Raw genomic sequence first — 20,968 nt, 5'->3', positions numbered from 1 at the left:
CCGTGAATACTTGAAGCCATGGACGACATGGCCGACATGGCCGAGGAACTGCCCGGAAGCGGCTCACTGGACCGGCGTGCCGAGCTCAGCGAGTTTCTGCGCACCCGGCGGGCCCGGCTGAAGCCGGAGGACGTGGGGCTGCCGGACTTCGGGCGGCACCGCAGGGTGCCGGGACTGCGCCGCGAGGAGCTGGCCCAGCTGGCGGGCGTCTCCGTGGCGTACTACACCCGCCTGGAGCAGGGCAACGGGCGCAATGTCTCGACGGAGGTCCTCGGCTCCATCGCCCGCGCGCTGCGGCTGACCGACGCCGAGCACGCGCACCTCACGCATCTGGCGAAGCCCAAGCAGCACAAGAAGAAGCCGGCCGCGCGGACCGAGCAGGTGCGCGGGTCGATCCGGCAGCTGCTGGACTCGGTGGACGTCCCCGCGTACGTCTCGGGGCGGCGCTCGGACATCCTGGCCTGGAACCGGATGGCGGCGGCGGTCTTCGGGGACTGGTCGGAGCTGCCGGTGCAGGAGCGCAACTGGGCCCGGCTGGTGTTCCTGCGGCCGGAGTACCGCGAGCTGTTCGTGCCGTGGGAGCAGAAGGCGACCGACGTGGTCAGCTATCTGCGCATGGACGCGGGCTGCCATCCGGACGATCCGCGGCTGTCCGCCCTCGTGGGTGAACTCTCCGTCAAGAGCGAGGAGTTCAGGCGTCTGTGGGCCACGCACGACGTCAAGGAGAAGAACTTCGGCGTCAAGCAGCTTCGCCATCCGCTGGTCGGCGAACTGACCCTGAACTTCGAGTCGTTCCCGCTGTCCGACGGCACCGAGCAGGCCCTGATCACCTACCACGCGGAACCGGGCTCCCCGTCGGCGGAGGCGCTGCGGCTGCTGGCGAGCTGGGGCGCGGACGCGACACGGGCGGGCGAGTCCGCGCGCTCCTGACCCGGTCTCAGCCCTGGTACGGCGGTGCCGCCCCCCAGTTCCACTGCGGCACCGGCTGCTCCGCGGGCGGCTTGGCGTCCGGTCCGGAGAAGTGGACGGCGAGCCGGGTGCCCCACTCGACGTAGGCGAGGAACGCCGAGCGGAACTCCGGGTCGGTGGGCAGGCCGGCCTCGTCGGCGGCGTCCTGGATGAGGTTCACCCAGCGGCGGCGCTGCGGCTCGGTGATGTCGCGGCCCAGGTGTTTGGCGACCATGTGTCCGTGGCCGCCCTGGGTCTCCGAGTAGGCGGTCGGCCCGCCGAAGACCTCCGCGAGCCACAGGGCGACGTGCTCGGCATGCTCGGGGGCCAGGCCCTCGAACACCGGGGCCAGGAGGTCGTCGGCCAGGACCTTCTCGTAGAACACCGTGGTGAGCCGGCCGAAGGCCTCCGCACCGCCCGCCCACGCGAACAGGGTGGGGACGGCGGCGCCCCGGCCGCGGACCGTCGTCGGTGTGTAGTGGCGCATCTCCTCGATGTTCTCGGTGTACGGCCGGATCTCGGCGAGGAAGTCCGGGAACAGCTCCGACTTGCGGAAGCCCTCCAGGTGGTCCTCGGTGGAGGTCCAGGTGATCCGCAGGACGAAGTGCTCGAAGTCCTCCTCGCAGCGCGCCAGTTCGTAGTCGACGCATTGCGGGGCCGCCGCCAGCTGCACCGAGGCGTGCGTGTAGGCGGACAGGAACTCCGCCGAGCGGTCTTCCGGGATGCGGTAGCGGATGTACTCGACGGTCTGTGTGGTCATACGGCCACTCAAACACGGGCGGCCGTCGGAAGCTGCTCTTCCGGGAGCCGGATCAGGGTTGCCTCCCGGCACTCCCGGCACTCCCGGCGCTCCCGGCGGGCAGGGGCACGGTCAGTCCCGGCTCCGGTGGGGCGCCCGTGAGCGCGGTGGTGTCGAGGTAGCGGATCTCGTAGGAGCGCTCGGTGAACCGCCAGCCGTCCGGGGTGCGCCGGTAGCGGTCGTGGTACAGGGCGTGGTTGCCGTGCGAGCTGCCGTCGCGCATCCGCCCGAACTCCGCGATGTACGCCCGCCCGTACGCGCTGTCGCCCTCGACCCGGACCACTCCCGGATGCACGGTCTGCACGAAGTACTCCCACACGCCCCGCAGCCGTTCGATCCCCTCGCGGATCTCCCCGGGGCCGGTGAACTCGACGCCGGCGGCGGGTATCCGCAACACGCCGTCCTCGGCGAACAGGGCCGCCAGGCGGTCGTAGTCCCGCATCATGCCCGCGTCGGTGAACTCGCCCGGCAGTGCCTGGATCTCGACTCGGTCGGCGATGGTCCTCAGGTCGTTCATGGTGCTCCTCCCTCGTTGGGTTGTTCACCGGTAGGACGGGATGGCCGCGTGGAATGTGAGGACGTCACATTCCGGGGCGCTGTGCCGTCGTACCGGCAAAGGAAGGGAATCGTCATGAGCACACCGTCCGAGCCTGCCCTGAGCGCGATCATGGGTGAGCGGCGCCGGCTGATCCATCTCGCGTACCGGCTCCTCGGGTCCCTGGCGGACGCCGAGGACGTCGTGCAGGAGACGTACGTCCGCTGGTACGCCATGTCACCCGAGCAGCAGCGGGCGATCAGGTCGCCGGCCGGCTGGCTGACCACGGTCGCCGGGCGCATCTGCCTGGACGTGCTCGGCTCGGCGCGGGCCCGGCGGGAGAGATACGTCGGTGAGTGGCTCCCGGAGCCGCTGCCGGACAGCGTGGAGTGGGCCGGCACCCCGGCGGATCCGGCCGACCGGGTCACCCTCGACGAGTCGGTCGGCATGGCCTTCCTCGTGCTGCTGGAGTCGATGACCCCGGCCGAGCGGGTGGCGTTCGTCCTGCACGACGTCTTCCGCTACCCGTTCGCCGAGGTGGCCGAGATCGTGGGCCGTACCCCGGCGGCCTGCCGGCAACTGGCGGTCTCGGCCCGCCGGCGCGTGCGCGAGGGGCGGCCCCCGGTGGCCCCGCCGACCCGTCATGCGGGTGTGGTGAGGAATTTCAAGGAGGCCTGGCAGGCCAAGGACATCGCCGCGCTCGTCCGGCTCCTCGACCCGAACGCCGTGGCGACCAGCGACGGCGGCGGCGTCGTCACCGCCCTGCCCGTGCCGCTGCACGGCGGTGAGCCGATCGCCCGCTTCCTGGCCGGCCTCGTCACCGGCGCCCCCGAACTGGCCCTCCTGGAACGCACGGTCAACGGCCGGCCGGGCCTGGTGGTCCAGGTGGACGACACCGTCGAGGCGGTCCTCGCCCTCGATGTCGAGGGCGACCGGGTCACCCGGATCTGGGCGGTACGCAACCCGGAGAAGCTGCGGCCCTGGACGGCGGGCTGACGGCGGGCTGACGGTACGCGGAAGGCCCGCCGGAAGCAGTGCTTCCGACGGGCCCTTCACCTACCGCCTGCTACAGGTCACTTCCCGTAGTACGCGTTGTAGATCGAGATCGTCGACTTGTTGCCCTTCTTGTCGGCGATCTTGGCGTGGAAGGAGATGGCCTTCCCCTTCGCCGGGTTCTTCACGGTGATCTTGCCGCCCGAGACCGTGACCTTCTTCCAGGTCTGGCCGTAGTCGTACGACACGTACACCGCGAGGGACTTCAGGTTCGAGCCCTTGGCGGAGCCCTCGACGGTCACCGGGATCTTGACCGTCTTACCGGCCTCGACCTTGCTGTCCAGACCCGTGGCCGCGTTGAAGCGGACGGTGGAGGCGGGCAGCTTGGTGAGGTTGCCCGTCTTCTTGGACGCGAAGGTCCAGCTGGCGTCGATCCGGGTGGAGGCCGCCGCGACCTTGACACTGCGCTTGACCGAGGTCGTCAGCTTGTAGTTGGCCTGGCCGGCCGGGACCTTGAACGTCTTCTCGCCGAACAGCGGGTCGTCGTTCGAGCCGACCTTGACGCCGTTCTTGTACAGCGTGGTGTTGACCGAGGTGAACGCCGAGGAACCGGCGTGGCCCTGACCGTCCGCGAACAGCGGGAGGAAGCCGAAGACCTCGTTGCCGTCGCGGTACAGACCGAAGTCGGCGTTGAGATGCGGACCGAAGACCGCGGTGTTGAAGGTCTTCCCGTACGACTTGCCGCCCTTGTAGGACTGCGCGGCACCGAGGGTGTAGTACGCCTCGGAGATCGGGAAGCCGTCCTGGTCGACGCCGCCGGACTGCTCGAAGTCCATCTCCCACTTGACACCGCTGAGGGTGGACAGGTGCAGGGTGCGGGTGCCCGGCAGGGTCTGCTGGATACCCATCGAGGAGGCGGAGAAGGAGCCGGGCAGCCAGCCCGTGGCGTTGATCGAGCCCTTCTTGCCGCTCGCCGCCGCGCCCAGGCCGACCTTCACCTTGGCCAGCTCGCTCGCCTTGTAGTGCTTGGTGTAACCGGTGGCGAACTGCTTGACCTTGCCGCCGGCGACGGTGTCGTACTGCTCGGTGGCGCCCTTGCTCCAGTGGCCGTCGAACTGCTCGGTGAGCGAGCCGTCGGTCACCTGCGGACCGAAGTGCGCGGTACGGAAGCCCGCGTACGAGTCCAGGAACCAGCCGAAGCCGTAACCGCCGTCGGGCGTGTCGATCTGGAAGCCGGGGGAGGCGAACTCGGACTTGGCGGCCGTGTCCGGCACGGTGATGTCGACCGGCTTGGCCTTGCGCGCGTCCAGCGTGACCGTCGTGTTCTTCGTGACGTTCAGCTTCGGCTGGACCAGCCAGTCGGCGCCCTTGGTGAAGTCCTCCGGGTCCACGAAGTACGCGGAGTTGAGGACGTAACCGCCCTTGGGCACGCGGACGGTGGCGGTGCCGTCCTCGTCGTACGGCGAGTACCACTTGCCGTTGGCGAGGCCCGAGATGCCGTACAGGTCCGCGCTGTAGTTCTTGGCCGGCTTGCCGTCGCGGTCGAGGACGTTCAGCGTGACGTCGTAGGACTCGACCTCCCGCTGCACCGCCGCCGCCGTACGCACGGTCTGGCCGCCGCCCGTCGCCGTCACGTACGCCGAGTAGGCGCCGTCGAGCGTGCCGCCCAGCTTGGTGTTGACGGTGAGGGGGACGGATGCCGTGCCGCCGTTCGCCGGGACCGTCACCGTGGTGGCGCCCAGCTTGAAGAAGCCGGCCGGAGCGGCCTGGCCCTTCGGGTTGGTGGCCGTCGACGACAGCTTCAGCGTGACGTCCTTCGTACCGAGGTTGCGGTACGTCACCTGCTTGGTGTCCGGCTTGTCGTCGGTGTGCGGCCACTGCTGGGTGCCGAAGCTCACCGAGACCGGGTCGGCGATCACGGACTGCGTGATGGCCTTGTCGACCTGGATACGGCCCGAACCCTGCTGGAACGGCGTGTACTTGCCGCCCTTGGCGGAGCCCGTCAGGGCGCCCTTCAGCTCGGCGTAGCCCCAGTTCGGGTGCTCCTGCTTGAGGATCGCCGCCGCGCCCGCGACATGCGGGGTCGCCATCGACGTACCGGAGATGGTGAGGTAGCCGGGCGGCTTCTCGCCGACCTCCTGGTCGATGAGGCTGCCCTTGGCCGCGGCTGCGGTGATGTCGACGCCGGGCGCGGTGACGTCCGGCTTGATCGCACCGTCGCCGGTGCGTGGGCCGGTGCTGGAGAAGTCGGCCAGCTTGTCCTTGTCGTCGACGGCGCCGACGGTGAGCGCGGCGTCCGCGCTGCCCGGCGAACCGACGGATTCCGGACCCGAGTTGCCGGCGGCGATGGCGAAGAGGATGCCCTTCTCGGCGGAGAGCTTGTTGACCTCCGCCTCCAACGGGTCGATCTCCGGGGTGTCGCCGCCGCCCAGGCTGAGGTTGACGACGTTGGCGCCCTGCTCGGCGGCCCACTCCATGCCGGCCAGGATCTGCGAGTCGTCGCCGTACCCGTCGTCGCTGAGCACCTTGCCGTTGAGCAGCTTGGCGCCCGGCGCCACACCCTTGTACTTGCCGTTCGACTTCGCGCCGGTACCGGCCGCGATGGAGGCGACGTGGGTGCCGTGGCCGAACTTGTCGGTCGCGTCGGCGGAGGTGGAGAAGTTCTTGGCCGCGATCACCTGGTCCTTGAGGTCCGGGTGGGTCGCGTCGATGCCGGTGTCCAGGACGGCGATCTTGACGCCCTTGCCGTCGTAGCCCTTGGCCCAGGCGGTCGGCGCGCCGATCTGCGGCACGGACTTGTCGAGGCTGGCCTTGCGGACGCCGTCGAGCCAGACGTGCGCGATACCGGAGGCGGTCTTGTCGCCGTTGGTGACCGCGTCCCACAGCTCGGGCGCGTCCTCCTTCGGCGTCTGCACCGCGTCGGCGTTCAGGGAGGTCAGGGAGTGGCGGAGCGTGCCCGCGTCCCGGACGTCGTTCTTGGCGGCGCTCGCCGCGCCCTTGTAGCCGACGATCACCTTCAGTCCCTTGCTCTGGGACTTGCGGGTGGCGGCCTTGTTGAGCTCGGTGACGTCGAAGAGCCGCTGGTCGAGCTTGCCGCTCGACACCAGGCGGACGACGTCGGACGGCAGCACGTAGGTGTGGCCGTCGGCCTTGCGGAGCTGAACCGGTATGTGCTCGCGGCCCTTGGCGGGCTCCAGGCCCACGACGCGGCCCTTGGCGTCCACGACGACGCGGTCACCGGTGATCAGGGTGATGCGGTGCTGGGGCGTGAGCTGTGCCTTGTTGGCCTCTGCGACGTTCGCCGTCTGCTGCGCGTCCGCCGACGCCGGGCTGGTCATGCCCGCCGCGAGCGCTACCGCGGCCGCCGTGGCGATCGTGGCGGCGCATGCCTTTTTCACTTGTCTGCGCAAGTTTCCCCCTTGCAGAAGGACCGGGTGAATTCCCCGTTCACCCGGGCGGGGGGAGACTCGCACGCGTATACGTGCACCCCCCGGTGCTCGCAGTATGCCGAGGGGTGATCACGACCTCAATAGACAAGTCCCTGACAGCAAAGTCTGTTACAAGACTGCCGGATTCAGGGGGAGTTGAGGCTGCTCGCGCTCGCTCGCCCGTTCAGGGGGCGGCGTTCTCCTTCACAGTGATCCTTCCCTTGCGGATCGTGGCGAGGCGGGGGGCCTTCTTCGCGATGGCGGAGTCGTGGGTGACCATGATGAAGGTCAGCCCCAGCTCCTTCCACATGCGTTCGAGTACGTCCATGATCTCGTCACGCATCGACTCGTCGAGGTTGCCGGTGGGTTCGTCGGCGAGGAGCACCTTCGGCTGCTTGACGAGGGCCCGGGCGATGGCGACGCGCTGCTGCTGGCCGCCGGACAGCTCGGAGGGCAGATGCCTCAGGCGCTCCCCCAGCCCGACGGAGGTGAGCGCCTCGGCCGCCCGCTCCCGCCGCTCCTTCGCCTTCACACCGAGGGGTACGAGGGCGGTCTCGACGTTCTCCTGGGCGGTGAGGGTGGGGATGAGGTTGAAGGACTGGAAGACGAAGCCGATGTTCTCGCTGCGGACCTTGGTCAGCCTGGCCTCCGACAGCTTGGCCAGGTCGGTGCCGTCCAGGACGACTTCGCCCTCCGTGGGCTTGTCCAGTGCGCCGAGCATCTGGAGCAGGGTGGACTTGCCGCCGCCGGTGGGGCCCTGGATGACGAGCCGGTCCCCGTCGGCGATGGTGAGGTCCACACCGGCGAGCGCGTCGACGGTGTCCTTGCCTCGGGAGTAGCGCTTGGTGACGCTTCTGAGTTCGTACATGGTGAGCTCCTGGGGTGGTGGGGTTCGGGGTGGTGCGGGTTGGTGACGGGTGCGGGTCCGTGGGGGCTCGTCGCGCAGTTCCCCGCGCCCCTGGGGGTGCGGTCACGTTGCTGTATGCGGGAACAGCCCTCCCACGACAGCAGGCGTTCCACCCAGCAGGAGACAGGCGTCCCCAGCGCGTAGCTGTGAGAAGTCGTGCCGCTCGAAACGGCTCGGGGGGTCGGTGTCACTCAACTGCGCCCCGGCCGGCCGGGGCCACAGCCGACGTCCGCTACTCGACGCGGCGCAACGCGTCCGCCGGCCGCAGCCGGGACGCACGCCAGCCGCCGAACGCCCCGGCGATGAGACCGCCGGCCACGGCCAGCGCGACCGCGATCGACACCGTCGTGAGGCTGACCGGAGCGGTCAGGGAGACGTCCAGCGTCTTGGCGGCCGCCTGCCGGCCGAACCCACCGCCGAAACCGCCGCCTCCGCCACCGGGACCACCCGTGCCACCACCGCCACCGCCCAACTGCGCCTGAAGCGTGGGGCTGACGGCCGTCACGACGTACGCGCCCGCCAGGCCAAGCGCGATGCCCAGCGCCCCGCCCAGCAGCCCGTTCACCATCGCCTCACCGACGACCTGCCGGGTCACCCGCCCCGACTTCCACCCCAGCGCCTTGAGGGTGCCGAACTCCCGCACCCGGCGAGAGACAGCGGAGGAAGTCAGCAGACCGGCCACCAGGAACGCGGCCACCAGCACGGCGATCGACAGCCACTTGCCGACGTTCGTGGCGAGCGAGGACGCCGTCGACAGCGACCCCGACACCGTGTCCGCGAGATCCGCCGAGGTCGTCACCGTCGTACCCGAGATGTTCTTCTGGATCGTCGACTTGACGGCGTCGATCTTCTGGGAGTCGGTCGCCTTGACGTAGATCGTGGTGACCTTGTTCTTCGAGTCGCTGAGGGTCTGCGCCCGGGTGAGCGGGATGTAGACGTTGGCGGCCGCGTCCCCGCTGTCCGCGGTGGCGATGCCGATCACCTTGAACTTGACGCTCTTGATGGTGACGGTGGAACCGACCTTGAGCTTCTTCTCCTTGGCGTACGCGGAGTCGAGCACGGCGACCTTGGCATCGGCCTCGGTCGCCTTGAACGTACGGCCGCTGGTGATCTTGGAGGAGGTCAGCGGGCCGAGGGCCGCCTTGGTGACGTCGGTGCCGAAGACGGAGTAGTTGTTGACGTCGAAGTCGGCGCCGCCGCCCCGTACTTCACCCTGCGGCTGGCCGGTACCGCCGCCGTTCCGGCCGAAGCCGCCTTCACCGCCCCCGTTGCCGTTCTGCTGGAACTGGCCGCGCGTGAACTGGCCGTTGATCTTGATGACCTGGAGACTCAGCCCGCCGACCGCGTCCGAGACGCCGGTCTGCCCGTCGACCTTGGTGACCGTGGCGGCGGACAGGGTCTGGAACCCCTGCACCATCACGCGGTCGCTGCTCTGCTCCGCGTCGGACCCGTTGTCCTGCGCGTCGAACCGGAAGCGCGGCCGGTCCGAGGAACTGGCCTGCGGCTGGGCGGCCTTGGTGACGGTCATGTCGGTGCCCAGCCCGTACAGCGACTGGAGGACCTTGTCCTGGGCCTGCCCCATGCCGGACGACACGGAACTGACCACGATGACCAGCGCGATCCCGAGCGCGAGCCCGGAGGCGACGACGAGGGCCGCCTTTCTGCGGCGGCGCAGTTCGCGCCTCAGGTAGGTGAAGAACATGGCCGCAAGCTAGGTACGGCGCGTGATGACTCCATAAGCCCCGAATAAGAGCTGCATGAGAAGGCTGTCCGGGAGCCAGGCAGGACCCTGGACGAACCTGTCAGAAAGAGGGAGGCGCCCCGGAAACAGCCGAGGGCGGCCACCCCGTCGGGTGACCGCCCTCGAACGATCCGTGTCAGCAGTCGGACGTCAGACCGCCGACCCCGCCTTCCAGTCCGCCCAGCTCAGGTTCCAGCCGTTGAGACCGTTGTCCGGGGCCACCGTCTTGTCGCCGGTGTTCTTCACGACCACCACGTCACCGACGATCGAGTTGGTGTAGAACCAGTAGCCCGGCGTGCCCTTGTCGTTGGCGCCCTTGGTGTCGGACAGGCCCACGCAGCCGTGGCTGGTGTTCACGTTGCCGAAGACCGACTTCGCGCCCCAGTAGTTGCCGTGCACGAAGGTGCCGGAGTTGGTGAGCCGGATGGCGTGCGGCACGTCCTTGATGTCGTACTCGCCCTTGCCGTCGTCGTCGGTGAAGCCCACGGTCGCGCCGTTCATGCGCGTCTCCTTGAACTTCTCGGACATCACCATGACGCCTTCGTACGTCTTGTTCTCCGGCGAGCCGGCCGAGATCGGGATGGTCTTGATGACCGTGCCGTTGTGGGTGATCTTCATCTGCTTGGTCTTCGCGTCGACGTACGAGACCTGGTTGCGGCCGATCTTGAAGGTGACCGTCTTCTGCTGGACGCCGTAGACACCGGAGGCTCCCTCGACACCGTCGAGCGCGAGCTTCAGCGTGACGGTGGAGTTCTCCTTCCAGTACTCGTCGGGACGGCAGTCCATGCGGACGGTGGAGAACCAGTGGCAGACGACCTCCTGGCCGCTGCTGGAGGAGACCGTGACGCCCTTCTGCACGGCCGCCTTGTTGGTGATCTCCTTGTTGAAGTTGATCGACACCGGCATGCCCACGCCGACGGTCGAGCCGTCCTCCGGCGTGAAGTTGCCTATGAAGCTGTTGGCCGGGGAGACCGTCGTGAACGAGGCGTTCTCGTGGGCGACGAGCCCGTCGGAGTCCTTGGCCTCGGCGGCGAGCTTGTAGGTCGTGGAGCGCTCCAGCTGGGTGTCGGGCTTCCAGCTGGTCTTGTCCGCGGACAGCTGGCCGGCGACCTTCGTGCCGTCGGTGGTCGTCATCGTCACGTCGGTGAGCGTGCCCTTGCTCACGGTGACGGTGGCGGAGTTGTTGATGGAGGCGTTGTCCGTGCCGTCCTTGGGTGTGATCTTGATCTCGGCCTGGGAGCTCTTCTTGGCCGCCGCCTCGTCGGCCTTGGCCTGCGAGGTGTCGCTGCCGCCGCCCGACGGGGAATCATCGCCACCGGAACAGGCAGAGAGCATCAGCACCCCGCCGAGCAGAGCGGACGCGACCGTCAGGCCCCTGCGCCGCTTACTGACCGTCATCACACGCTTCTCCATCGTTGCCGAATCCCAGAAACCCAGAAACCCCGAGAGTCCCCGTCAATAAAAACTAAACGCTACGACCGGTTCGTCCCGTTCCACCTTCCCCGAAGGTGTGGGGCACACCACGTCCGCTGGGGCGGAAGGTGTGTCTCTCGGTCCGTGCGACCCCTGAGACGACGAAACCCCGGGCGGCGGTTGCCACCCGGGGTCACGAATTTCCCGGGCACTCAGCCGACGACCTCTTCCTCGTCTTCCTCCACATCATCGTCGTCGAGGTCCCAGTCCGGCGAATCCGGGTCGTAGTCGATGTGCTCGCTGCTCCAGGAGGCCTGGGCGAGTTCGACCCCCGGCACCTCTCCGACCAGGTCGAACGGGTCCACGAGGTACGCGAGGGCCTCCGCAGTGTCTTCCGTCACAGCGCTCTCGGCATGTGCCCGCTCGTCGCCCGGCATGTCCGAGTCCCCCGCGATCCGCGCCAGCGCGGCCCGGGTCACGGCCTCCCGGTCGTCGACCTCGACGACGAGTTCCACCCGAAGCCGTACAAAACGTGATGTCTCTTCAGTGCTCATGCCCGGAGCGTAAAGCCCATGGCTCCCGTGACTTTCCCGTGACCCGCGCCTTTCACTAACATCGCCCCACACGGCCAATTCGCCAGCACCACAAGGGGATCGATATTCCGTGTCATCCGTTCGACGTCCGTTGCTGACCGCCACCGCCGCGGGGACCCTCCTGGGCGCCCTGTGGTTCGTCCCGTCCGCCAACGCGACCCAGGACACCCCGGCGAGAACAGAGCCGTCCGTGCAGGCCACGACGCAGGCACGGGTCACGACCGCGAGCACCGAGACGTCCACGGACGGCACCCGGCTCGCCGACACCGGCAGCTTCGACACCACGCCGTACGTCGTCGGCGGGACCCTGTTCCTCACGCTGGGTGCGGGCTTCGTCGTCTATTCGGTACGGCGGGAACGGCTGGGTTTTTAAACCGGCTTGACGGTTTCTTGGCACGCCCTTCACAGTCCGCCAATGAAGAGATCATCGAGGGCGCGCACAGGCGCCACGGCGACCGCCGGCGTGCTGGTGTCCGCCCTCCTCGCGGGATGTGGCGGGAGTCCGGGCGACGACCCGAAGGCGTCCGTGAGGAGGGCGTAGGCGAGGGGGGCGCAGGCGGCCTTGTCCGCCTGCAGCTCGCTCCGGGACTCCGGCCGGGTGGTGTCGCCGTCGGAGACATCGACGCCCAGGTACGAAAGCTCACGTAACGCTCCGGGCCCTGCCGGGCTCCTACGACAGGGCCCGCCCCCTCACCGCAACGGCCCGGTGACCGCCTCCACCGCTTCGACCAACCGCCCCTCCCGCACGAACACGTCGGCCGCGGCGAGATCGGGCGACAGGAACCGGTCAGGCCCGGGACCCTCGACACCCGCCTTGCGTACGGCGCTGATGGCGGCCTGCGTCGCCGGCGCCGGGCTCAGGCCCTCGCGCAGCTCGACGGCGCGCGAGGCGGCGTAGAGCTCGACGGCGAGGACCCGGGTGAGGTTGTCGACGGCGGTGCGCAGCTTGCGCGCGGCCGACCACCCCATCGAGACGTGGTCCTCCTGCATCGCGGACGAGGGGATCGAGTCCGCGGACGCCGGTACGGCCAGCCGCTTCAACTCGCTGACCAGCGCGGCCTGCGTGTACTGGGCGATCATCAGCCCGGAGTCCACTCCGGCGTCGTCGGCGAGGAACGGCGGCAGCCCGTGGGACCGGTTCTTGTCGAGCAGCCGGTCGGTGCGCCGCTCGGCGATCGACGCGAGGTCGGCGACGGCGATGGCGAGGAAGTCCAGCACGTAAGCCACCGGCGCGCCATGGAAGTTGCCGTTGGACTCCACCCGACCGTCCGGCAGCACCACGGGGTTGTCGACCGCGGACGCCAACTCCCGCTCCGCGACCAGCCGCGCGTGCGCCAGGGTGTCCCGCCCGGCCCCGGCGACCTGCGGTGCGCAGCGCACGGAGTAGGCGTCCTGGACCCGGGGCGCGTCGTCCTGGTGATGCCCGGTGAGTTCCGAACCCTTCAGCACGGCCAGCATGTTGGCGGCGGAGGCGCCCTGTCCCGGATGCGGCCGGATGGCGTGCAGTTCGGGAGCGAGCACCTTGTCGGTACCGAGCAGGGCCTCCAGCGACAGGGCGGCGGTGATGTCGGCGGACTTGTAGAGCATGTCCAGGTCGGCGAGCGCCATGACCAGCATCCCGAGCATGCCGTCGGTGCCGTTGAGAAGGGCGAGGCCCTCCTTCTCCCGCAGCTCGACGGGCGCGATCCCGTGCTCGGCCAGCAGTTCCCCGGCAGGCCTCACCACCCCGTCCGGCCCTTCGGCGTCCCCCTCCCCCATGAGCGTGAGGGCGCAGTGCGAGAGCGGCGCGAGATCACCGGAACAACCGAGGGAACCGTACTCGTGGACGACCGGCGTGATCCCGGCGTTGAGCACGTCGGCCATGGTCTGCGCGACCTCGGGCCGCACGCCCGTCCGCCCCGAGCAGACGGTCTTCAGCCGCAGGAACATCAGCGCCCGTACGACCTCCCGCTCGACCCGCGGTCCCATTCCCGCGGCGTGCGAACGGACGATGTTGCGCTGCAACTGCGCCCGGAGCTCGGGGCTGATGTGCCGGGTCGCGAGGGCGCCGAAGCCGGTGCTGACGCCGTAGACGGGCTCGGGCCTGGCCGCGAGGGCGTCGACGATCCCGCGGGCCGCGGCCAGAGCGGCGACCGCCTCCTCGGAGAGCTCGATCCGGGCACCGTCCCGCGCCACGGCAAGGACGTCGGACGCGGTGACCCCGGACGTCCCCACCACCACAGTGTGCATATCCATATTCAGGAGCGTACGCAGTGAATTCCTGGATGTCACTACTGGGTAGGGGGTACGCCCCTTACCGGGCCGACCGGCCTCAGGGCTGCCGCCCCCGGAACGTCCGCCGCTCGGGCGTCTGCCCCGACGGAGCCGCGTCGGCCAGCCGTACGACGGGATCGTCGGGCCCGCGCCGCCCCGCGACGACGGGTCTTTCGGCACGCTCGGCCTTGGCCCGGTACTGCGCGGCATCGGCGAGCCGGAAGAGCCGCCGGGCGGACCGGACCGGCCCGATGGGATCGGCGGTGGAGGCCACCCCGCACGCCACCCCCTCCCCCAGCTCCAGCTCACCGGCCCGCCGGCAGAGTTCGTCGGCGGCCCTGACGACGTCGTCGGCGGACGGCCCGACGGCGAGCAGACAGAACTCGTCCCCACCGAGCCGCGCGGCCAGCGCACCCGGCAGCATGGCCCCGCACAGCGACAGCACCGACCCGAAACGTTCCAGCAGCCGGTCGCCCACGGCGTGCCCGCGGGTGTCGTTGACCCGCTTCAGCCCGTTGAGATCGCAGACGACGAGACTGACGACGACGCCGTCCCTGTTGTGCCGGTCGATGGCCTCGTCGAGCCGCGCGTCGACGGCCCGGCGATTGGCGAGCCCGGTCAGCGCGTCCGTGAACGCCAGCCGTCTCGCCTCCTCCAACCGCTCCGCCTGGGCGATTCCGGCGGCGACGACGGCGGCCAGTACGGTGGCGAAGTCGGCGTCCTCCCGCCCGAAGACGGGGGCACCGGTGGGCCGGGCGACATACAGCTCCCCCCAGGCCCGCCCGTTCAGCACGATGGGGGCGACGACACAGCTCCCGCGCCCTCTCCTGCGAAGTGCGGCGACCCGCTGGTGCACATACCCCGGCGGTCCCCCGGCCGCGGGGCCCTCCGCCGTCTCCACCCACGCGTTGGGCTCGCCGCCCCCGGCCCACCGCTCGTGCAGAAACTCGGTGATCTCCGGGAACTGGTGCACGGGGTAGGCCTCACCCTCGGGGAACTCCTCCTCACCGGCGGTCCGCTCCCCCACGTTCACCAGCACCCTGAGCCGTCCGAGCTCCCGCTCCCACACGGACAACGCGGCGAAACTGCCCCCGAGCGCACGGCACGCCCCAGCGGCGGCGGCCCGCCACGCCTCCCGCGAGCCGTGAGCCGCCGCCATGCCCTGAGCCAACGCGACGACCGCAGCCAGCCGGATGTCCTCACCCATCACTCCAGGCTAGGGAGGATTCGGGCGGGGGCCCGGGTGTGGTTGGGCCGTTAGAGAACGGGCCGCCCAGGGATGTGCCTCGCAATGTCGTCGGGCGGGTGGGGGCTGGTCGCGCAGTTCCCCGCGGGGCCGCTGCGCTGGGCTTGAGCGGGGCGCCCATGGGGGTGCCGGGTGAAGTAGTGGGGCGGGTGCGGGTGCGTCGTGGCTGGTCGCGCAGTTGCCCGCGCCCCTGGGGGGTTGCAGTCGCCTGCGCCAGGACGGGCCGTCGGCCAACCCCGCGCGCTGCACACGCCCCCACCGGAGCCGCACGGGCCGCCGCAGGCATCCAGGGGCGCGGGGAACTGCGCAAAGACGCCCGCCCCCACCGGACCCGCAGACAACCCCGTCAAACCGCCGGAGGCCACCGTGGGGCGCGGTGCTCGTTGAACGCCGCCACCCCCTCCGCCCGGTCCGCCGAGAACGCCACCGCCCGCCACGCCGCGTCCTCCACCTCGAGCCCGGTCCGCAGCTCCAGCCCCTGCCCGAGCCGTAGCGCCCGCTTGGCCGCCCGCAGCCCCACGGGCGAGTTCGCGGCGATGCGAGTCGCCAGCGACAACGCCGACGCCCGGTCCTCCCCCGGCTCCACCAGCTGATCCACCAGCCCCAGCCGGTACGCCTCCTCCGCCTCCACCCGCCGCGCAGTGAAGATCAGCTCCGCGGCCCTGGCCGCCCCCACCCGCCGCGGCAGCAACTGCGTCCCCCCGCCCCCGGGGATCACCCCCACCGACACCTCCGGCAGCCCCACCACCGCCGTACGGTCGGCCACGATCAGGTCGCAGGACAGCGCCAGCTCGTACCCCCCGCCCAACGCGAACCCGTGCACCGCGGCGATCGTCGGCACGGGCAGCTCCAGCACCCCCGTGTACGCCCCCCGGGCCACCGGCCGCTGCCGTACGAGATCCGCGTCGCTGAAGGAGTTCCGTTCCTTCAGATCGGCCCCCACGCAGAAGGCACGCTCATGCGTGGAGCTCACGACGACAACCCGCACCCCCTGATCACCCCCCAGTGCGTCGCAGGCGGCGGCGACGGACCGGGCCATCTCCGTGGAGACCGCGTTCATCGCCTTGGGCCGGTCGAGGACCAGCTCGGCGACATACCCCTCCTCATGCCGTCTCACCAGCACGAACTCCCCGAACCGCTCCTCACCCATGACACCCTCCCGGTTAACGCGGGTTAACAAGAACGCTCCGATCATCGCAGCCCCGCTCCCACCGCGAAAGGTTCCCGCCGACCCGTCCGACACCCCGATCGAGTGACATCCCGCCCAACTCCACCCCCACCGCCCACGGCAGCGCATAACGTGCGCCCCGCCCGGCGCACAGGGGGCGCGGGCACCCAGGGGAGGAAGCATGACGGCGACGATGACGACGACAGGCATGGCGGAGGACGGCGGCACCCGCCTGTTCGGACCGCGCGGCCGCCACCGCAAGCCCCGCCCCCGCAAGGTCCTGCTCGCAGCGGGCGGCCTCGCCCTGGCCGCCGGCGCCCTGAGCCTCGTACGGCTGACCCCCGACGCGGGAATGGGCGCTTTCGGCGCGGCGGAGCCGGACCCCCAGGCCGCCCCCGGCACGGACACGGACCTCGACACGGGCACCGGCACCGGCACCGGCACCGGCAAGGACCGGACGACGTACGCCGCCGCGGCCGTGGGCTCCGTCCCGCGGGCGAGCCCGTCGTCGACCACGGCGATGGGCGGGATCTCCGCGACTCCGACACGCGCTGTGTCCCCGGCCCCGGCAGGGTCCGCGACCGCCGTGCCCCTGCCCTTCGCGGCGGCCCCGACGACGATCCCGGACGCCCCGAACACCCAGGCACCGGCCCCGACGGCGAGCAGCACACCGCCGCCCCACGCACCGCCGCCCCACGCACGGCCGACGGCCGCGACCACGCCACCACCCGCGTCGACGCCCACGCCCCGGCCCACGCACTCGGCCCAGCCCGCGCCCGCGCCGGGCCTGTGCGTGCCGATCGTCGGCCTGTGCGTGCGGCAGGGCGGCTAGGAGGGGGCCACGTCCCGGCGGGTCAGCAGCCAGGGCTCGACGACGCCGAGTCCACGCACCGGCCGCTGCCACATCGGCTGGAGCGCGAAGCGGTATGTCGGCGGCTCCTCGCCCTCCTTCTCGGCGGTGGCCGCGGCCTCGGCCGCCTCCGCCTCGGAGGCGGGCGCCTCGCCGTGCCGGATCAGCTCCTCGGCGAAGGCGCTGTCGACGAGGACCGCGTCCCGGGGAGCTATCGAGGTCAACCGGGAGGCGAGGTTCACCGTCGTACCGAAGACATCACCCATACGGGTGGTCACCGTGCCGAAGGCGATGCCGACGCGCAGCTCGGGCATGGTCTCGTCGTTCGCCATGGTCTCGATCAGCCGCAGCGCGATCTCGGCGGCCACGGCCGCGTCGTCGGCCGCGTACAGCACCTCGTCACCGAGGGTCTTGATGAGCCGTCCGCCGCGCGCGGCGACGAGGTCGGCGGCGGTGGTCTCGAAGGCCTCGACGAGCTCGCCGAGCTCCTCCTCCTCCATACGGCGGGTCAGCCGCGTGAACCCGACGAGGTCGGCGAAGCCGACGCACAGCCGCCGGTCGACCATCTCCTCGTCGTCGGCGGCCTGCACGACCCGCCCCGCCGAGGCGGAGAGCTGGCGGCGCCAGACGTAGACGAGGAACTCCTCCAGCTCGGGCAGGAGCAGCTCGATGATCGGGTACGTCACCTCGGTGCGGGTCATGCCCGGCTCCGGGGGGTCGGTCAGGCCCTCCAGGAAGGAGTCGATCTGCCACTCGGCGAGCCGGGCGGTGGTCTGCCCGGTGGACCGTGCCACCTGTACGGCCATGGCCTCGCTCAGCAGCCCCGCCTCGACGAGACCGGCGAGCCGGCGCAGCGCGAGGACGTCCGCCTCGGTGAACGCCTTGGCCTGGCCGACGTCGGCGAAGCCCATCGCCCGCCAGAAGCGGGTGGCCAGCTCCATGGAGACACCGGCGGTGCGGGCCGCCTGAAAGGGGGTGTAGCGCCGCTCGGCGCCGAGGATGAGCTGTTCGAGACGCACGGCGAGCGGGTGCGGGGTCGCGTCCGCGCCGGAGCCCGTGTCGTCTGCGGTCACGCCTGCTGCCCTTCCGATCTGTCACGGTCAGGTATCGACCGGCCTCAACTGTACGGCAGGTGTGCGCCAGCTCACGTCCTCGCTCCGCCAGGTGGAACCGATGGACCGTGAGTGGCTTGCCTCTCTGGTCGGCCGCCGGGGCGTCGTGGCTGGTCGCGCAGTTCCCCGCGCCCCTGGCTAGTGCACGTCTACGCCGGTCGCAGGTGCACGATGTCTCCCGCACCCACCGGCTGCTGCACCCCTTCCTCCGTCGCGATCACCAAGCGGCCGTCGCCATCCACCGCCACCGCCTCCCCCACCAGCGAACGATCTCCTGGCAGCTCAGCCCGCACCCTTCTTCCCAGCGTCGCGCACCCCGCCGCATACGTCTCCTGGAGGCCGCTCACCGTCGGGTCGCCCGCTGCCGCGCGCCAGCGGTCGTACCACTCCTCCAGGGAGCGCAGGACGGCCCGCAGCAGGGGGTCCCGGTCGGTGCTGACCGCTCCGGCCAGCGCCAGCGAACCGGCGGTGGGGACGGGCAGCTCGTCCTCCCGGAGGGTGACGTTGATGCCGACGCCCACGACGACTCCGCCTTCGCCCGCCCGTTCGGCGAGGATCCCGCCGGCCTTGCGTTCCTCGCCGCCCACGGTCACCAGGAGGTCGTTGGGCCACTTGAGAGCCGTGTCCACGCCCGCCGCCCGCGACAGGCCCTTCGCCACCGCCACCCCGGTCAGCAGCGGCAGCCAGCCCCAGCGGGCCACCGGCACGTCCCCGGGTGTCAGCAGAACGGAGAAGAACAGGCCCGACCGCGGCGGTGCCGTCCACTGGCGGTCCAGGCGGCCCCGCCCCGCGGTCTGCTCCTCGGCGACGAGGACCGCGCCCTCGGTCGCCTTGCCGGCGGTGGCGCGGGCGACCAGGTCGGAGTTGGTGGAGCCGGTGCCTGCCACCACCTCGATCCCGGACCACAGCCCGCCCTCCCGCACCAGCCCGCGCCGCAGTGCGGCGGCGTTGAGGGGCGGCCGGTCGAGGTCCGACCAACGGCTGTCGTCTCCTGAAACATCTCGCGGCGTCATGCAAGCCACCCTAGGTGTGTGAAACGCCGCACTGCTGTTTCGTAGGGGCACCACTACTCTACGGATGAGTAACCGTCCCCCCTTTTGAGCAGGCAGGGAGCCACATCCCGATGTCCGAGCCGGAAGAGATCGACATCCACACCACCGCGGGCAAACTCGCGGATCTGCAGCGCCGCATCCAGGAGGCGACGCACGCCGGCTCCGAACGTGCCGTCGAGAAGCAGCACGCCAAGGGCAAGTTGACGGCCCGTGAGCGCATCGACCTGCTCCTCGACGAGGGCTCCTTCGTCGAGCTGGACGAGTTCGCCCGCCACCGCTCCACCAACTTCGGCCTGGAGAGCAACCGCCCGTACGGCGACGGTGTCGTCACCGGGTACGGCACCGTCGACGGCCGCCCCGTCGCCGTGTTCTCCCAGGACTTCACCGTCTTCGGCGGCGCCCTGGGCGAGGTCTACGGCCAGAAGATCGTCAAGGTGATGGACTTCGCGCTGAAGACCGGCTGTCCGGTCATCGGCATCAACGACTCCGGCGGCGCCCGCATCCAGGAGGGGGTGGCCTCGCTGGGCGCGTACGGCGAGATCTTCCGCCGCAACACCCACGCGAGCGGCGTCATCCCGCAGATCAGCCTGGTCGTCGGTCCCTGCGCGGGCGGCGCCGTGTACTCCCCGGCGATCACCGACTTCACGGTGATGGTCGACCAGACCTCGCACATGTTCATCACCGGCCCCGACGTCATCAAGACGGTCACCGGCGAGGACGTCGGCTTCGAGGAGCTGGGCGGCGCCCGTACCCACAACGCGGTGTCCGGCGTGGCCCATCACATGGCCGGGGACGAGAAGGACGCCGTCGAGTACGTCAAGCAGCTGCTGTCGTACCTGCCGTCCAACAACCTGTCCGAGCCGCCGGTCTACCCGGAGGAGGCGGACCTCGCGGTCACCGACGAGGACCGCGAGCTGGACACGCTCGTCCCGGACAGCGCGAACCAGCCGTACGACATGCACACGGTGATCGAGCACATCCTGGACGACGCCGAGTTCTTCGAGACGCAGCCGCTGTACGCGCCGAACATCCTCACCGGCTACGGCCGGGTCGAGGGCCATCCGGTCGGCATCGTCGCCAACCAGCCGATGCAGTTCGCCGGCTGCCTGGACATCACCGCGTCCGAGAAGGCGGCGCGCTTCGTCCGCACCTGCGACGCCTTCAACATCCCGGTGATCACCTTCGTGGACGTCCCCGGCTTCCTCCCGGGCGTCGGCCAGGAGCACGACGGCATCATCCGCCGCGGCGCCAAGCTGATCTACGCCTACGCGGAAGCGACCGTCCCGCTCATCACGGTGATCACCCGCAAGGCCTTCGGCGGCGCCTACGACGTCATGGGCTCCAAGCACCTCGGCGCGGACATCAACCTCGCCTGGCCGACCGCCCAGATCGCCGTCATGGGTGCCCAGGGCGCGGTCAACATCCTGCACCGGCGCACGATCTCGGAGGCCGAGGCCGCCGGGGACGCGGAGGCGACCCGGGCCCGGCTGATCCAGGAGTACGAGGACGCTCTCCTCAACCCCTACATCGCGGCCGAGCGCGGCTACATCGACTCCGTGATCATGCCGTCGGACACCCGCCGCCATGTCGTCAGGGGCCTGCGCCAGCTCCGTACCAAGCGCGAGACCCTGCCCCCCAAGAAGCACGGCAACATCCCCCTCTAGCCCTGCCGGGAGCCGTCATGAACATCAAGGTCGTACGGGGAAACCCCACTCCGGAGGAGCTTGCCGCCGCCCTGGCGGTGGTCCGGGCCCGCGCCGCGGCGGCGACGGAGACGCCGTCGGGCGCGGAGGAGACCAGGGCCGCGTGGTCCGACCCGTCGAGGATCGCGGGCCGCCGCCTGCCCCAGCCGGGCCCGACGGCGTGGACCCGCACCTACTGGCCGTCCTAGAGGACGGGTGCGGCCGGTCCGGGCCCCCCGGACCGGCCG

The 20,968-nt window shown here is 70.6% G+C and carries 18 protein-coding genes; 6 read left to right on the top strand and 12 right to left on the bottom strand.

Annotated features, from left to right (window positions below; genetic code table 11):
* Positions 1-27: 27 nt before the first annotated feature.
* Positions 28-930 (top strand): helix-turn-helix transcriptional regulator, encoded by a 903-nt coding sequence (locus tag ACGFWE_RS18440; protein ID WP_352389264.1) that lies wholly within the window; start codon positions 28-30, stop codon positions 928-930.
* Positions 931-937: 7 nt separating this feature from the next.
* Here the strand turns inward: ACGFWE_RS18440 and ACGFWE_RS18435 are convergent, their stop codons facing one another.
* Positions 938-1,708, bottom strand: a complete 771-nt coding sequence (locus ACGFWE_RS18435) for an antibiotic biosynthesis monooxygenase (protein WP_352389003.1) — start codon at positions 1,706-1,708, stop codon at positions 938-940.
* A 52-nt stretch (positions 1,709-1,760) separates the two neighbouring features.
* Positions 1,761-2,264, bottom strand: coding sequence for a nuclear transport factor 2 family protein (locus ACGFWE_RS18430; RefSeq protein WP_352389004.1), 504 nt, complete (start codon positions 2,262-2,264; stop codon positions 1,761-1,763).
* A gap of 114 nt (positions 2,265-2,378) precedes the next feature.
* Between ACGFWE_RS18430 and sigJ the strand changes: the two genes are divergently transcribed.
* Positions 2,379-3,278: an RNA polymerase sigma factor SigJ gene (gene sigJ, locus ACGFWE_RS18425; RefSeq protein ID WP_393600474.1), complete on the top strand. Its 900-nt coding sequence runs from the start codon at positions 2,379-2,381 to the stop codon at positions 3,276-3,278.
* Positions 3,279-3,355: 77 nt separating this feature from the next.
* On the opposite strand, the gene ACGFWE_RS18420 is transcribed toward sigJ, so the two are convergent.
* The 5 genes from ACGFWE_RS18420 to ACGFWE_RS18400 form a co-directional block, all read right to left on the bottom strand.
* Positions 3,356-6,673, bottom strand: coding sequence for a S8 family serine peptidase (locus tag ACGFWE_RS18420; protein WP_393600801.1), 3,318 nt, complete (start codon positions 6,671-6,673; stop codon positions 3,356-3,358).
* 214 nt (positions 6,674-6,887) lie between these two features.
* Entirely contained in the window at positions 6,888-7,571 is a 684-nt protein-coding gene (locus ACGFWE_RS18415; RefSeq protein ID WP_352389006.1) for an ABC transporter ATP-binding protein, read from the bottom strand.
* A 271-nt stretch (positions 7,572-7,842) separates the two neighbouring features.
* On the bottom strand, positions 7,843-9,312 hold the full coding sequence (locus ACGFWE_RS18410) for an ABC transporter permease (protein WP_393600473.1): 1,470 nt from the start codon (positions 9,310-9,312) through the stop codon (positions 7,843-7,845).
* A 189-nt stretch (positions 9,313-9,501) separates the two neighbouring features.
* Positions 9,502-10,764 carry an Ig-like domain-containing protein gene (locus tag ACGFWE_RS18405; RefSeq protein ID WP_393600472.1) on the bottom strand — a complete coding sequence of 421 codons (1,263 nt, stop codon included), beginning with the start codon at positions 10,762-10,764 and terminating at the stop codon, positions 9,502-9,504.
* Positions 10,765-10,976: 212 nt separating this feature from the next.
* Positions 10,977-11,318 carry a hypothetical protein gene (locus ACGFWE_RS18400; protein WP_393600471.1) on the bottom strand — a complete coding sequence of 114 codons (342 nt, stop codon included), beginning with the start codon at positions 11,316-11,318 and terminating at the stop codon, positions 10,977-10,979.
* A gap of 130 nt (positions 11,319-11,448) precedes the next feature.
* On the opposite strand from ACGFWE_RS18400, the gene ACGFWE_RS18395 reads away from it, so the two are divergent.
* The gene (locus tag ACGFWE_RS18395) at positions 11,449-11,730 is read left to right on the top strand and encodes an LPXTG cell wall anchor domain-containing protein (protein ID WP_352389266.1); all 282 of its coding nucleotides are present in this window, start codon (positions 11,449-11,451) and stop codon (positions 11,728-11,730) included.
* A 317-nt stretch (positions 11,731-12,047) separates the two neighbouring features.
* Here ACGFWE_RS18395 and hutH read toward each other — a convergent pair whose 3' ends face one another.
* The 3 genes from hutH to ACGFWE_RS18380 form a co-directional block, all read right to left on the bottom strand.
* Complete coding sequence (hutH, locus tag ACGFWE_RS18390; protein WP_352389267.1) at positions 12,048-13,586, bottom strand: histidine ammonia-lyase; 1,539 nt, start codon at positions 13,584-13,586, stop codon at positions 12,048-12,050.
* Positions 13,587-13,668: 82 nt separating this feature from the next.
* The gene (locus ACGFWE_RS18385) at positions 13,669-14,817 is read right to left on the bottom strand and encodes a GGDEF domain-containing protein (protein WP_352389010.1); all 1,149 of its coding nucleotides are present in this window, start codon (positions 14,815-14,817) and stop codon (positions 13,669-13,671) included.
* A 385-nt stretch (positions 14,818-15,202) separates the two neighbouring features.
* Complete coding sequence (locus tag ACGFWE_RS18380) at positions 15,203-16,006, bottom strand: enoyl-CoA hydratase-related protein (protein WP_352389011.1); 804 nt, start codon at positions 16,004-16,006, stop codon at positions 15,203-15,205.
* A 199-nt stretch (positions 16,007-16,205) separates the two neighbouring features.
* Here ACGFWE_RS18380 and ACGFWE_RS18375 point away from each other — a divergent pair, with 199 nt between their 5' ends.
* Positions 16,206-16,856, top strand: coding sequence for a hypothetical protein (locus ACGFWE_RS18375; RefSeq protein ID WP_393600470.1), 651 nt, complete (start codon positions 16,206-16,208; stop codon positions 16,854-16,856).
* On the opposite strand, the gene ACGFWE_RS18370 is transcribed toward ACGFWE_RS18375, so the two are convergent.
* Both ACGFWE_RS18370 and ACGFWE_RS18365 read right to left on the bottom strand, forming a co-directional pair.
* Positions 16,853-17,947: an adenylate/guanylate cyclase domain-containing protein gene (locus ACGFWE_RS18370; RefSeq protein ID WP_352389013.1), complete on the bottom strand. Its 1,095-nt coding sequence runs from the start codon at positions 17,945-17,947 to the stop codon at positions 16,853-16,855. The two genes, ACGFWE_RS18375 and ACGFWE_RS18370, sit on opposite strands and share 4 nt — an antisense overlap.
* 188 nt (positions 17,948-18,135) lie before the next feature.
* Positions 18,136-18,999 (bottom strand): biotin--[acetyl-CoA-carboxylase] ligase, encoded by an 864-nt coding sequence (locus ACGFWE_RS18365; protein WP_352389014.1) that lies wholly within the window; start codon positions 18,997-18,999, stop codon positions 18,136-18,138.
* A 110-nt stretch (positions 19,000-19,109) separates the two neighbouring features.
* Here ACGFWE_RS18365 and ACGFWE_RS18360 point away from each other — a divergent pair, with 110 nt between their 5' ends.
* Together ACGFWE_RS18360 and ACGFWE_RS18355 are read left to right on the top strand one after the other, a co-directional pair.
* Positions 19,110-20,702, top strand: coding sequence for an acyl-CoA carboxylase subunit beta (locus ACGFWE_RS18360; RefSeq protein WP_352389015.1), 1,593 nt, complete (start codon positions 19,110-19,112; stop codon positions 20,700-20,702).
* Between the two features lie 17 nt (positions 20,703-20,719).
* Positions 20,720-20,929, top strand: coding sequence for an acyl-CoA carboxylase subunit epsilon (locus ACGFWE_RS18355; RefSeq protein WP_352389016.1), 210 nt, complete (start codon positions 20,720-20,722; stop codon positions 20,927-20,929).
* The last annotated feature ends 39 nt before the right edge of the window (positions 20,930-20,968 follow it).

The organism is Streptomyces sp. NPDC048523 (assembly GCF_043199815.1).
Classification (GTDB): Bacteria; Actinomycetota; Actinomycetes; order Streptomycetales; family Streptomycetaceae; genus Streptomyces.
This window is presented reverse-complemented; position numbering and strand designations above follow the sequence as displayed.